This window comes from Pseudomonas sp. AC463 (assembly GCF_979253585.1).
The window spans coordinates 1-247 of sequence record NZ_CEEDDZ010001000.1 but is presented as its reverse complement, the minus strand read 5'-3'; the positions used below and the strand labels follow the sequence as shown (position 1 = coordinate 247).

Annotated in this window: 1 protein-coding gene; it reads left to right on the top strand. The window is 69.6% G+C overall.

Going from position 1 to position 247, the window contains the following annotated elements:
• Positions 1-247: S41 family peptidase (locus tag AC0IYH_RS33245; RefSeq protein WP_471838671.1), on the top strand; the 247-nt coding region annotated here is incomplete at both ends.

The window sequence follows — 247 nt, the reverse complement described above, 5'->3', positions numbered from 1 at the left end:
CGGGTTGCTGACGCAGGCGATCGCCGTCAGCGACGCGTTCCTCGACCACGGCGAGATCGTGTCGCAGCGCGGGCGCGAGAAGTCGGATATCGAACGGTACTTCGCGAAGCCGGGCGACGACGCGCACGGCCTGCCGGTCGTCGTCCTGACCAATCCGGGTACCGCGTCGGCGTCGGAGATCGTCGCGGGCGCGTTGCAGGATCACCACCGCGGGCTGGTGATGGGCGAGCGCAGCTTCGGCAAGGGA